Origin of the sequence: Mycobacterium sp. 1465703.0, assembly GCF_001672975.1 — a bacterium.
Taxonomy (GTDB): domain Bacteria; phylum Actinomycetota; class Actinomycetes; order Mycobacteriales; family Mycobacteriaceae; genus Mycobacterium.
Genome location: NZ_LZKU01000173.1, coordinates 1 through 12,719, shown reverse-complemented (window position 1 = coordinate 12,719; position 12,719 = coordinate 1). Strand labels below are relative to the sequence as shown.

Genomic DNA, 12,719 nt, shown 5'->3' with positions numbered 1-12,719 from the left:
GTCATGCATGCCGAGACCGAGCAAGTCATCGAACGCCCCAGTGACCTCACCGCACCCTGGTTAGCCGCGGTACTCGGCACCGGGCCCATCGCCGACTTTTCGGTGGAGCGCATCGGCACCGGTCAGATGAGCGAGTGCTATCGCGTCCGGCTCAGCTATGCCGATGCCGACCAGGGGCCCGAGTCGGTGGTGCTGAAGGTCGCGGCCACCGATCCGGTCAGCCGGCAGACCGGGCTGGCGCTGGGGCTCTACGAGCGGGAGGTGCGCTTCTACGGCGACATCGCGCCACGTCTGGGTGGGCCCATAGCGCCGTGCTATCACGCGGCGGTAGACACCTCGACGGGTGTGTTCGATCTGCTGCTCGGCGATGCCGGACCGGCCGTCGTCGGCGATGAAATCGCCGGCGCCACAGTCGAACAGGCCCGCCTGGGCGCCGTCGAGCTGGGACGGCTGCACGGTCCACTGCTCGGCGACGTCTCGCTGGCCGAAGCGCCGTGGCTCAACCGTGCGGCGCCGCTGAACCAGGCCATGATCACCTCTTTGTACGCGGGTTTCGTCGACCGCTACGGCGACCAGATCGCAGCCGAGCATCGCGTGGTGTGCGAACGCCTGGTGGCCGCCTTCGACGGCTACCTGGCCTCGGAAAAGGAGGGGGAAGCGGAGACGTCCGAGCGTGGCCGCGTCCAGGGCTTGGTGCACGGTGACTACCGACTGGACAACATGTTGTTCGGTACCGCCGGAGCCGATCGTGCGTTGACGGTGGTGGATTGGCAGACGGTGTCATGGGGTCCGGCACTGACCGATCTGGCCTACTTCCTGGGTTGCGCGCTGCCCACCGCGGATCGCCGGCAGCACTACGACGCGCTGTTGCGGGCCTACCACGAGGCACTGGGGCCCGCGGCGCCGCTCACGCTGGCCGACGTCGCCGACGGTGTCCGCCGGCAGAGCTTCTTCGGGGTGATGATGGCGATCGTGTCGTCGATGCTGGTCGAGCGCACCGACCGGGGCGACCAGATGTTCATGACGATGCTGCGACGCCATTGCGACCATGTGCTCGACACCGACGCGCTGTCCACGCTGCCCACCGCGGTGGCGCCCGAACCGTTGCGGCCGTCGTCCGAGGACGAACACGCCCACCACCCCACCGCCGAGCCGTTGTGGAGTGAGAGCTGGTATGCCGACTTCGTTGACGCGGCACAGGGATTGGGCGGCTGGTTTCGCCTCGGCCTGGTGGCCAACGAGCAGACCGCTTGGGTGCACGCGCTGTTGTGCGGCCCCGACATGCCCACCGTCGCCGTCGACGCGCAACTGCCGCTGCCGTCGGACCCGTGGACGCTACGCACCGATGACGTCGAACTCGGGCATTCCGCCGATACGCCCCTGCAGAGCTACCGCGTCGACGTGCGGGCCCGGGGCCAGGCCTACGCCGACCCGTCGGCGTTGTTGCGCGGCGAGGCCGGAACCCCGGTCGAGATGACCATGAACTTGGTGTGGTCCACCGACGGCACCCCGTACAAGTACGGGCTCACGACGCGCTACGAAATTCCATGCATCGTCTCGGGCAGCGTCGCGATCGGAAGTACCAGCTATCGCATCGATTCGGTTCCCGGCCAGCGTGATCACTCCTGGGGCGTGCGCGATTGGTGGAGCATGGATTGGATCTGGAGCGCGCTGCACCTGGACGACGGCACCCACCTGCACGGCGTCAACATCCGGATTCCCGGGTCACCCTCGTTCAGCATCGGCTATCAACAGGACGCCGGCGGCACGGTCACCGAGCTGCAGGCCGTTGAGTCGCGAGAGTCCTTTGGCGATAACGGATTACCGCTCGATGCGACACTGGTGCTCACACCGCGGGAGATCACCGCGAACGCGGCCGTCCGCGGTCAGGCGCCGGTGCGGCTCGTCGCCGCGGATGGGCGGGTCAGCCAATTTCCCCGCGTCTGGGCCACCATCAGCACCGCCGACGGGCGCAGCGGTGTCGGCTGGCTGGAATGGAACCGCAACCTCGGCGACCAGACCGGGTGAGTCAATCGGCCCCCGTCGTGGTGATGGGCGTCTCCGGTTCGGGCAAGTCAACGGTGGGCGCGGCGCTCGCCGCGCGCTTAGGAGTCCCCTTTGTCGACGCCGACGCCCTGCACCCGCCCGCCAACATCGCCAAGATGACGGCCGGTCAGCCGCTCGACGATGACGACCGCTATCCCTGGTTGGAAAAGGTGGGCGAGTGGCTGGCCGATCATCGTGACGGTGCCGTGGCCAGTTGTTCGGCACTGAAAAGGAAATACCGTGACCAACTGCGCGCCCACTGCCCGGACGTGGAGTTCGTGCACCTGTCCGGTTCAGCTGAACTGATCGGCGGCCGCCTGGCAGCGCGGACCGGCCACTTCATGCCGGCGGCACTGCTGCGGTCGCAACTGGACACCCTGGAGCCGCTCGGCGCCGACGAGGCCGGCATCACGGTCGATGCCGGCCGTGACCTCGAAGCGATCGTCGACATCGTCGTCCGGTCCCGCGAGTAGCCTGGGCGGAGACAGCCGTGTAGCATTATGCTACAGCCTGTAACGGAGTGTTGCATTGGAGGAAGCCATGGCCGAGGCCCTGGATCGCGTGACGCGCGTTGCGTCCGACCTGATGGACAGTGCGGCGGCTGAAGGTGCGCGCCAGAGCCGTTCCGCCAAGCAGCAACTCGACCATTGGGCGCGGGTAGGGCGCGCAGTCTCTAGCCAGCACACCGCCTCGCGCCGGCGGGTGGAAGCCGCGCTCGCCGGTCAACTGGCGACCGGCGAACTCACCGTCGAGGAAGGCGTGGTGTTCAACGCCGAGATTTCGGCGGCCATTGAAGAAAACCTGGCGCGCACCAACTACGGGGCGACACTGGCCGGACAAGGGGTCACCACGGTAGCCCTCAACGACGACGGCGAAATTGTCGAGCACCGACCCGACGGCGCCACGGCGGTGCTCGCGGGCAAGCGCTGACCCGGCGCTCGTCAACGGTCCGGCGGCCCGATGGATCGACTTGACCTGGTGGTCGGGCCGAACGGTGCCGGTAAGTCGACGTTCATCGCGTTCACCCTGGCGCCGCTGTTGCCGGGCAGTCTGGTGGTCAACGCCGACGAGATCGCAAGGCAGCGCTGGCCACAGGATCCGGCATCGCACTCCTACGACGCCGCGCGGATCGCCGCCGACACCCGCGCCAAACTGATCGATCTGGGCCGGTCCTTCATTGCCGAGACCGTGTTTTCCCATCCCTCGAAGCTGGACCTGATCCACGCCGCCCGCCGCGCGGGCTTCACCGTCGTCCTGCACGTGCTACTCATCCCGGAAGACCTTGCCGTCGAACGTGTCCGGCATCGCGTGCAGGCCGGCGGTCATTACGTACCGGAAACCAAAATCCGACAGCGCCATCACCGCCTGTGGACACCGGTCGCCGAGGCCATCGCGTTGTCCGACCTCGCGACGGTCTATGACAACAGCCGGCTGCGCGGTCCGCGCATCGTTTGCCGGCTCAGCGGCGGCCTGACGGTCGGTTCGCCCGACTGGCCCACCTGGGCGCCGGATGTCCTGCGGTCGCGCTGGCCGGACTAAACCGGCTCAGCCCCCTCCACGCGGTATTACCAGGGCAGCTTGCGGCGGCCGGTCTCGGCGAATTCCTCGCCGCGCGCCCGCGCCGTGCTGGCCAGCTTGTCGCTGCGTTTGCGCGCTTTTTTGGCCAGCTTCTCGCTGCGCTTGCGCGCCTTCTTGGCCAGCGGCGCGGCCCGGTCGGCGGCTTCGTCGGCGAGTTCTTCGCTGCGCTTGCGTGCCTTCTCGGCCAGGTACGCCGCCCGGTCGGCGGCCTCGTCGGCCCATTCCTCGCCGCGCTTACGAGCCTTCTTCGCCAGCGGCCTGCTGCGCTCGGCCGCGGTGCTTGCCAGTTCGCGGCCGCGTTCGAGTGCGGCTTCGGCGTAGGGTGCGCTGCGTTCGGCCGCGGTGCTTGCCAGTTCGCGGCCGCGTTCGAGTGCGAGTTCGGCGTAGGGTGCGCTGCGTTCGGCCGCGGTGCTCGCCAATTCGCGGCCCCGTTCGGCGCCGACGTGCAGGCCGTGAGCGATCCGGTCACCCAACTCGGAAAAATCGGCGTCGAAGGCCGAGTCGTCGGAACCGGGCAACGCCGATGACACCCGCTCGGAGAGCCGTTCCGCTGCGCGGCGGCTTCGCCACCCGAGTGAGGGCTTGCCGGCGGTGTCCGCGGAGGCGATCAGCAATCCGCCCAGCAAGCTGAGGTCGGTGAGGAATTGTTGGCGTTTCTGGGCTTTGGCCACCGGGTCACTTTCGTTCCAGAACGAATGAGCCCCGAGGTTGGCCGGCAGCACCGTCACCGCCAGCGCCGCGGACGCGACGCGGGGGAGCTTGCCGGTGGCAAGCAGCAGGCCGCCACCGATTTGGACGGCCGCGGTAATCTGCGCGATCGTCTCGGGGTCGCTCGGAATATTGCTACTCACCGAATCCGGCAACGACTGCAAACCGTCCACTGTCGGCGCGGCGGCCTCCGCCGCCGCTTTGGGATTGAGCAGCGAATTGACTCCTTGCCCGATGAAGGCCACTGATAACAGGGGTCGCGCGATTCTCCTGAGCACCATGGCCGGTGTATTACCCGACTGTTTGTTGAGCAAACCGCGACGCCGATATGCGCAGCTAGAGTGGCATAGAGGTGGACACCGAATAGGGTGGAGCGCGTGCGAGCGTTGATCATCGTCGACGTGCAAAACGATTTCTGCGAGGGCGGTCCGGTGCCGACCGTCCACGGCACTGACGTGGCGCCCGCGATCAACGCCTATCTGGCCGACGCGCCGGGATACCGCTATATCGTGGCGACCCAGGACTTCCACATCGACCCGGGTGACCATTTCTCCGAGCAGCCCGATTATTCGTCGTCGTGGCCCATGCACTGTGTCGCTGGCAGCGCGGGCGCGAATCTTCGCCCCGATCTGGACATCAGGCACATCGATGCGGTTTTCCGCAAGGGCGCCTACGCCGCGGCGTACAGCGGTTTCGAGGGTGTCGACGAGAACGGGACGACGCTACTGGAATGGTTGCGGCAGCGGGGGGTCGACGAGGTCGACGTGGCCGGCATCGCCACCGACTTCTGCGTCCGGCGAACCGCCGAGGACGCGGCGTGGGCGGGCCTGGCCACCAGGGTGCTGGTGGACCTCACTGCCGCCTCGTCGGAGGATTCGGCTGCCGATGCTCTGGCGCAAATGCGATCTGCCGGCATCGAGTTGGTTGGGGGAGGGTGATGGTGGTGCCACTGGATCGGCTACAGCTGCTGGCAGCGGTGGAGCGCTCGCCGCAGGCAGCCGCCGCCCACGATCGCGCCGGCTGGGTGGGGCTGTTCACTGGCGACGGACGGGTCGAGGACCCGGTCGGATCGCGCCCGCACGTCGGGCATGACCAGATCGGCCGGTTTTACGACACGTTCATCGGTCCGCGTGACATCAAGTTCCATCGCGATCTCGACATCGTGTTCGGCACGACGGTGCTGCGGGATCTCGAGCTCGAGGTCGCGATGGGCTCCAAGGCGACGATGTACATCCCCGCCTTCCTGCGCTACGACCTTCGAGAAACCAACGGCGAGTGGAAGATTGGTGAACTGCGGGCCTATTGGGAGCTTCCCGCGATGATGCTGCAGTTCCTGCGCACCGGCACGGGAGCGGTGGCGCCTGCCCTGAGCCTGTCCACAGGGCTGTTGAGCAACCAGGGGTGGCGCGGGACCGCGGGCTTCGCGTCCGGATTCCGGCGGGCGGGAGCGCGCCACCAACAGCTGGTGCGGAGGTTTCTTCACGCCGCCGCCGGGAAAGACGATCTCTCCGCTGCGCGGGCGCTGTCACCTGATGCCGCAATGACTTTGGGCGATCGGGACCCACTCGATCTGGCTGAGCTGGTTGAACTACTGGACGGGGCCGGCGCGACCAAGATGAACAGCGCGGGTTCCACTGTCGCGGTCTCACTCAACTCTGGTCACGGGCGCGCCATCATGTTCGCCGACGTCGCCTGGCGCGGCAACGCGATCGACCGGATCCGCTACTTTCCCGCCTGATCACCGCGCATCGGATGTTTCTCAGCGGATCACCATCAGCGCCAGCGATGCCGCGGACAGACACAGGTAAGCTCCGGGAAAAGCGATGTTGTACAGGACGTGTGCTCTGAGGTGCGTCACCACCGCACCCACGAAAAACAACACCAGGCCGGTGGCGGCTGCGATCCCCAAACCCCGCGGGCCCAGCAGACCGGCAACAATCCCGGCGGCTCCGGCCAGCTTCACCGCGCCCAGCGCCGGTAACCACGAACGTGGCACCCCCACCTGGGCGGAGTTTGCCAGAACGAACTGCGCCGGTATCAAGTCGGCTATGGCGATCGCGGCGGTGACAGCGGCGGTAATCAGTGTGATCACGACAACTGCGGTGTTCATCTGGATCAATCCCTTGTCGCGCAGCAATTTCCATCACGGCGAGTCGAATGCGCGCGCTGCGCAGGGCGGCGCACAATCGGTAAGGTCATGGTGCTGGTCTCCTTTGCAACAGGAAGTCCGTTGGACGCGGTCATCCTCTTGACGACTTCCGCGTGGAAAAGGTGACCTGTGAGCGCAACAAAAAATCTGACGGATCTGGCGCGACGTTTCGACGCCGATCGACGACACCTGAGATCGGTCGCGTACCAGCTACTGGGCTCGGTGGCCGACGCTGACGACGCCGTGCAGTCGGCGTGGCTCAAGGCCAGCCGTGCGGACTTCGACGCGGTCGACAACCTCTCCGGCTGGCTGACCACGATCACCGCGCGCGAGGCGTTCGACCAGCTTCGCCTGCGCAAGCGCCGCGCCGAAGAACCACTCACCGACACCGACGTAGACCGGCTGGCGCAGCCGGCGTCGGCGCCGGCCGACGACGACGTGTTGCTGACGGAGTCGGTGAGCAGCGCGTTGCTCGTTGTGCTCGACCGGCTCTCACCCGCGCAGCGCGTTGCGTTCGTGCTGCACGACGTCTTCGCCATGCCGTTCGAGCAGATCGCTGCGATCACCAATCGGTCACCGGACTCGGCGAAGAAGCTGGCAAGCAGGGCGCGTGAGCGACTGCATGCCGACCCGGTCGCCCGGCCCGGCAGCACCGCGCACCACCTGGAAGTGGTGGACGCATTTCTGTCGGCTTCGCGCGGGGGCGATATCGCCCGTCTACTCGAACTGCTGGCTCCTGAGGTGGTGCGCACCGTCGACCCGGCCCTCGTCCCCGCCGATGTGCCAACCATGCTGCGCGGCGCCGCCCAGGTTGCCGAGGAGACTCGCCGGTTCGCTCAGCGGGCGCGCGCCGGTGCTGTCATGCTCATCGACGGGGCACCGGGCATCGTGATCGCGGCCGGTGGGCGCGCTCAGATTCTGCTGGTGATCGGCATCGGTGCCGATGATCGCATTCATGCGATCGACATCACCGGAGATGCCGAGCGAATCCGTCGGGCGGCGCTGAGGCTGCCCCGGTGGCCGAGCCAGGAACATCACAACCTCATCGGGTACCAAGGACGCCAGGGACCGCCGGCCGGGGAGTCGGCAACGAAACATGACCGGGAGAGCGATGCTCGATAAGCCGTTCGGACGACGCAGCCTGCTGCGCGGCGCCGGTGCGCTTTCCGCGGCGGCGCTGGCGCCGTGGCCGGCCGGTTGCGCCTCCGAGGACGACGCGCTGACCTTCTTCTTCGCCGCCAATCCAGACGAGCGTGACGCCAGGATGCGCATCGTCGATGAGTTTCAGCGCCGTCATCCCGATATCAAGGTTCGCCCGGTACAGTCCGGTCCGGGCGTCATGCAACAGCTTTCGACGTTTTGCGCCGGGGGTAAATGCCCCGACGTACTGATGGCGTGGGAACTGTCCTACGCTGAGCTCGCCGATCGCGGTGTCCTGCTGGACATGAATACGCTGTTGGCGCGCGACAAGGACTTTGCCGACCAGATCAAGGCGGACAGCATCCCGGCGCTGTACGAGACCTTCACCTTCAACGACAAACAGTACGCACTTCCCGAGCAATGGTCGGGCAACTACCTGTTCTACAACAAACGGCTCTTCGCCGAAGCGGGGGTGCCCGCTCCGCCCACGACGTGGCAAGAACCTTGGGATTTCGCCGAATTCCTCGACACGGCGCGCGCCCTGACCAGACGTGACGCATCCGGGCGCGCCGCACAGTACGGATTCGTCAATACCTGGGGCTCCTACTACTCGGCCGGCTTGTTCGGGATGAACAATGGCGTTGCGTGGTCTGACCCGCGCCTGAATCCGACCCACTTCAACTTCGATAACGCGGCGTTCCAGGAGGCGGTGCAGTTCTACGCCGATCTGTCCAACATTTACCGGGTCGCGCCCAACGCTTCGGAGACGCAGTCGATGTCCACGCCCAACCTGTTCGCGGTAGGCCGGGCGGCGATCGCGCTTGGTGGTCACTGGCGATACCAGACCTACATCCGCGCCGAGGACCTCGATTTCGATGTCGCTCCATTGCCGATCGGCCCGGCGCTGGGCAAGGGACATGCCGCGTGTTCCGACATCGGTGCCACCGGTCTGGCCATCTCAGCGAGCAGCCCACGCAAGGAGCAGGCGTGGGAGTTCGTGAAGTTCGCAGCCGGGCCCGTCGGGCAAGCGTTGATCGGCGAATCCTGTCTGTTCGTTCCGGTGCTGCGGTCAGCGCTCAAATCGGACGGATTCGCCAAGGCCCATCGACGGCTGGGCAATCTGAGCGTGCTCACAGAAGGGCCGGGCTTTTCCCAAGGCTTGCCGATCACCCCGGCGTGGGAGAAGGTCAATGCCTTGATGGACCGCAACTTTGGCCCGGTGCTACGGGGCCGCCAGCCGGCGACGTCACTGGCTGGATTGTCCCGCTCCGTCGACGAGGTGCTGCGCAGCCCATGAGCACGATGGACGCACGCGCCGTGCCCGCTGCGGCGGGCGAGGCCGGCCGGAAGGCTCCGAACAGCCCGAGCCCGTGGCGCCGCCACGCATGGGCGGGCCGGTTGTTCGTCGCACCCAACATGGTGGCGGTCGCCGTGCTCATGCTCTTCCCGCTGGGCTTCTCGCTATACATGAGCTTTCAGCGTTGGGATGTTTTCACACCGCCAAAATTTGTCGGGCTGAAGAACTTCGGAGAGCTGTTCACCTCGGATCCGCTCTTCTTGATCGCGATTCGCAACACGGTGATCTTCACCGTCGGGACGGTGGTGCCGACTGTCCTGATCAGCCTGGCCGTGGCGGGTGTGCTGAACCAGAAGGTCAGGGGCATCGGCATCTTCCGAACGATTGTCTTTCTGCCACTGGCGATCTCGTCGGTCGTGATGGCGGTGGTGTGGCAGTTCGTGTTCAACACCGACAACGGGCTGCTCAACATCATGCTCGGCTGGATCGGGCTCGGCCCGGTGCCCTGGTTGGTCGAGCCCCGATGGGCGATGGCCTCACTGTGCATCGTCAGCGTCTGGCGCAGCGTGCCTTTCGCCACCGTCGTGCTGCTGGCCGCGATGCAAGGCGTTCCGGAAACCGTCTACGAGGCAGCCAAAATCGATGGTGCCAGCGAGATAAGACAATTCGTCTCGATCACCGTTCCGTTGATCCGGGGCTCGATCTCGTTCGTGGTCATCATCTCCGTCATCCACGCCTTCCAGGCGTTCGACCTGGTCTATGTCCTCAACGGCCCCAGCGGCGGGCCGGAATCGGCGACCTACGTCCTAGGCATCATGCTGTTCCAGCATGCGTTCTCGTTTCTCGAATTCGGATATGCCTCCGCGCTGGCGTGGGTGATGTTCGCCGTGCTGCTGGTGCTGACCGTGGTGCAGTTGCGTGTCGGCCATCGACGATCCTTGGAGACTTCCCGTGGGCTTAAGTGAGGGTGTCATCAAGCACACCGCGTTACGCGGCGGCATGGTCTATGCCGCGCTGCTCGCCATCGCCTGGTGCGCGCTGTTCCCGATTGCCTGGGCGGTGTCGGGTTCGCTGAAAACCGAAGGCGAGGTCAGCGAGCCCACCCTGCTGCCGACGCGCCCGAGGTGGTCCAACTACACCGAAGTGTTCGCGCTGATGCCGTTCGGCCGAATGTTTTTCAACACGGTGCTGTACGCGGGATGTGTCACCGCAGGGCATGTCTTCTTTTGCTCACTGGCCGGATATGCCTTTGCACGGCTGGATTTCCGCGGCCGCGATGCGCTGTTCGTTGTGTACCTCGGCACACTGATGGTGCCCCTGACGGTGACGGTGATCCCGCAGTTTCTTGTGATGCGGACATTGGGATGGGTCGACACGCCGTGGGCGATGATCGTGCCGGGGTTCTTCGGCAGCGCGTTCGGCACATACCTGATGCGGCAGTTCTTCCGCACCCTGCCCACCGATCTGGAGGAGGCGGCGATTCTCGACGGTTGTACACCGTGGCAGGTCTATTGGCGAATCCTGTTGCCCCACGCGAGGCCGGCGGTGATGGTGCTTGCCGTGCTCACCTGGGTCAACGTCTGGAACGATTTCCTGTGGCCACTGCTGATGATTCAGCGCAACAGCTTGGCCACCCTGACACTGGGCCTGGTCCGGATGAAGGGCGAGTACGTTGCCCGATGGCCGGTGCTGATGGCGACCTCGATGTTGATCATGCTGCCCCTTGTCATCATCTACGGGATCGCGCAACGCTCATTTGTCCGCGGTATCGCCGTCACCGGGATGGGGGGTTAGACATGGCTTCGGTGACGTTCGAGCAGGCGACCCGGCGCTACCCGGGATCGGACCGCCCGGCACTGGACAACCTGGACCTCGTTGTCGATGACGGTGAATTCGTCGTCCTGGTGGGACCATCCGGATGCGGCAAGACCACATCGCTGCGCATGGTTGCCGGACTGGAAGTCGTCGATTCCGGACACATCCGGATCGGCGACCGAGATGTCACCAACGTCGATCCCAAGAACCGCGACGTGGCGATGGTCTTTCAAAACTACGCGCTCTACCCGCACATGACGGTAGCCCAGAATATGGGCTTCGCCTTGAAAATTGCCAAGACCCCGAAGGCGCAGATCCGCGACCGGGTGTTGGATGCGGCGAAATTGCTTGACCTGCAACCGTATCTCGATCGCAAACCCAAAGACCTCTCCGGCGGACAGCGCCAGCGAGTGGCGATGGGCCGCGCCATCGTGCGCCGACCGCAGGTGTTCCTGATGGACGAACCGCTGTCCAACCTCGACGCCAAACTGCGGGTACAGACCCGCAACCAGATCGCCGCATTGCAACGCCGGTTGGGGACGACCACCGTCTACGTCACCCACGACCAGGTCGAAGCCATGACGATGGGTGATCGCGTCGCCGTACTGCGCGACGGCCTACTGCAGCAATTCGCGCCGCCCCGTGAGCTCTACCGGAATCCGAACAACGTCTTCGTGGCGGGATTCATCGGATCGCCGGCGATGAACTTGTTCACCCTTCCTATTGTGGATTCGGGTGTGTCTCTTGGTGATTGGCCGATAAAACTGCCGCGGGAGGTCACCAGCACCACCGGCGAGGTCGTGGTCGGCGTCCGTCCCGAACATTTCGAGCTGGGAGGGCTCGGCGTCGAGATGGAGGTTGACGTGGTGGAGGAACTGGGCGCGGACGCCTACCTGTATGGACGAATCACCGGCTCCGGCAAGGTAATCGATTCGCCCATCGTCGCGCGGGCCGACGGCCGTAATCCACCGCAGAAGGGCAGCCGGGTACGGCTGCACCCAGAGCCCGGACACCTGCACTTCTTCGGGGTGGATGGGCACCGAATCTGTTGATCGCGCTGCACGGATCGTGTGATTATGGTTTTCGGCGCGCCGTGCGGGCACGCTCGCCTCGATCCGGTTGGGGGGACTGACGTGAGTACAGACCGAGCCGATTTGGTGTGTGAGGGCGGTGGCGTGCGGGGGATCGGATTGGTTGGCGCGGTCGATGCGCTGGCCCAGGCCGGCTACCGATTTCCGCGTGTGGCGGGAACCAGTGCCGGCGCGATCGTTGCTTCGCTGGTCGCGGCCCTGCAGGTGGCCCGCGAGCCGCTGAGCCGGTTGGCCGACGTGATGCGAAACATCGACTATCGGAAGTTTCAGGACCGCAGCCTGATTGGACGAGTGCCGCTGATCGGCGGGGCACTGTCCTTATTGACGTCAGACGGTGTCTATCGCGGTGCGTATCTGGAGCAGTTGCTTACCGGTCTGCTCGGCGATCTCGGGGTGAAGACTTTTGGCGATTTGCGCACCGGCGACGCGCCCGAACAGTTCGCTTGGTCGCTGGTGGTGACGGCCAGCGACCTGTCCCGGCGGCGGCTGGTCCGAATCCCGTGGGATCTCAACTCCTATGGCATCGACCCCGACGACTTCTCGGTGGCGCGCGCGGTGCATGCCTCCTCGGCTATTCCGTATGTGTTCGAGCCGGTTCGGGTCGGCGGCGCGACATGGGTGGACGGCGGATTGTTGTCGGATTTCCCGGTCGAACTGTTCGACCGGGCCGACGGCAAACCACAATGGCCCACCTTCGGGATCCGCTTATCCGCACGTCCCGGTATTCCGCCCACCCATCCGGTGCACGGGCCGGTGTCGTTGGGCATTGCGGCGATAGAGACGTTGGTGAGCAATCAAGACAACGCCTACATCGATGACCCGTGCACCGTCCGACGGACGATCTTTGTGCCCGCCGACGATGTCAGCCCGATCGACTTCGACATCACCGCACAGC

General features: G+C 65.6%; 14 protein-coding genes. 12 read left to right on the top strand and 2 right to left on the bottom strand.

Annotated elements, in window-relative coordinates; translation table 11 throughout:
• The first annotated feature begins 3 nt into the window (after window positions 1–3).
• The 4 genes from A5625_RS15740 (at window position 4) to A5625_RS15725 (ending at window position 3,585) form a co-directional block, all read left to right on the top strand.
• On the top strand, window positions 4–2,028 hold the full coding sequence (locus A5625_RS15740) for a phosphotransferase (RefSeq protein WP_066995464.1): 2,025 nt from the start codon (window positions 4–6) through the stop codon (window positions 2,026–2,028).
• Window positions 2,025–2,519, top strand: a complete 495-nt coding sequence (locus A5625_RS15735; RefSeq protein ID WP_066995458.1) for a gluconokinase — start codon at window positions 2,025–2,027, stop codon at window positions 2,517–2,519. The genes A5625_RS15740 and A5625_RS15735 overlap by 4 nt, the downstream gene beginning before the upstream one ends.
• A gap of 67 nt (window positions 2,520–2,586) precedes the next feature.
• Window positions 2,587–2,976, top strand: a complete 390-nt coding sequence (locus A5625_RS15730) for a hypothetical protein (protein ID WP_066995457.1) — start codon at window positions 2,587–2,589, stop codon at window positions 2,974–2,976.
• A 30-nt stretch (window positions 2,977–3,006) separates the two neighbouring features.
• Window positions 3,007–3,585 (top strand): zeta toxin family protein, encoded by a 579-nt coding sequence (locus A5625_RS15725; RefSeq protein WP_066995456.1) that lies wholly within the window; start codon window positions 3,007–3,009, stop codon window positions 3,583–3,585.
• A 26-nt stretch (window positions 3,586–3,611) separates the two neighbouring features.
• Here A5625_RS15725 and A5625_RS15720 read toward each other — a convergent pair whose 3' ends face one another.
• Window positions 3,612–4,613 carry a DoxX family protein gene (locus A5625_RS15720; RefSeq protein ID WP_082984417.1) on the bottom strand — a complete coding sequence of 334 codons (1,002 nt, stop codon included), beginning with the start codon at window positions 4,611–4,613 and terminating at the stop codon, window positions 3,612–3,614.
• Window positions 4,614–4,709: 96 nt separating this feature from the next.
• On the opposite strand from A5625_RS15720, the gene pncA reads away from it, so the two are divergent.
• Together pncA and A5625_RS15710 are read left to right on the top strand one after the other, a co-directional pair.
• Window positions 4,710–5,270, top strand: coding sequence for a pyrazinamidase PncA (gene pncA, locus A5625_RS15715; RefSeq protein WP_082984420.1), 561 nt, complete (start codon window positions 4,710–4,712; stop codon window positions 5,268–5,270).
• Window positions 5,270–6,070, top strand: a complete 801-nt coding sequence (locus A5625_RS15710; RefSeq protein ID WP_066995454.1) for a ketosteroid isomerase family protein — start codon at window positions 5,270–5,272, stop codon at window positions 6,068–6,070. Before pncA ends, A5625_RS15710 begins: the two co-directional genes overlap by 1 nt.
• 21 nt (window positions 6,071–6,091) lie before the next feature.
• Here A5625_RS15710 and A5625_RS15705 read toward each other — a convergent pair whose 3' ends face one another.
• Window positions 6,092–6,442 carry a DoxX family protein gene (locus A5625_RS15705; RefSeq protein WP_066995537.1) on the bottom strand — a complete coding sequence of 117 codons (351 nt, stop codon included), beginning with the start codon at window positions 6,440–6,442 and terminating at the stop codon, window positions 6,092–6,094.
• Between the two features lie 168 nt (window positions 6,443–6,610).
• Here A5625_RS15705 and A5625_RS15700 point away from each other — a divergent pair, with 168 nt between their 5' ends.
• The 6 genes from A5625_RS15700 to A5625_RS15675 all read left to right on the top strand — a co-directional run.
• A complete protein-coding gene (locus A5625_RS15700; RefSeq protein ID WP_066995451.1) occupies window positions 6,611–7,603 on the top strand; it encodes a sigma-70 family RNA polymerase sigma factor in 993 nt (330 codons plus the stop codon).
• Window positions 7,593–8,918 carry a sugar ABC transporter substrate-binding protein gene (locus A5625_RS15695; protein ID WP_066995448.1) on the top strand — a complete coding sequence of 442 codons (1,326 nt, stop codon included), beginning with the start codon at window positions 7,593–7,595 and terminating at the stop codon, window positions 8,916–8,918. The genes A5625_RS15700 and A5625_RS15695 overlap by 11 nt, the downstream gene beginning before the upstream one ends.
• A 119-nt stretch (window positions 8,919–9,037) precedes the next feature.
• Entirely contained in the window at window positions 9,038–9,883 is an 846-nt protein-coding gene (locus tag A5625_RS15690) for a carbohydrate ABC transporter permease (protein ID WP_197516120.1), read from the top strand.
• 34 nt (window positions 9,884–9,917) lie between these two features.
• On the top strand, window positions 9,918–10,712 hold the full coding sequence (locus A5625_RS15685; protein WP_369830016.1) for a carbohydrate ABC transporter permease: 795 nt from the start codon (window positions 9,918–9,920) through the stop codon (window positions 10,710–10,712).
• A gap of 2 nt (window positions 10,713–10,714) precedes the next feature.
• The gene (locus tag A5625_RS15680; protein WP_066995439.1) at window positions 10,715–11,785 is read left to right on the top strand and encodes an ABC transporter ATP-binding protein; all 1,071 of its coding nucleotides are present in this window, start codon (window positions 10,715–10,717) and stop codon (window positions 11,783–11,785) included.
• Window positions 11,786–11,866: 81 nt separating this feature from the next.
• Window positions 11,867–12,719, top strand: an 853-nt coding sequence (locus A5625_RS15675) for a patatin-like phospholipase family protein (protein WP_066995534.1), incomplete at its 3' end; no start/stop codon positions are given.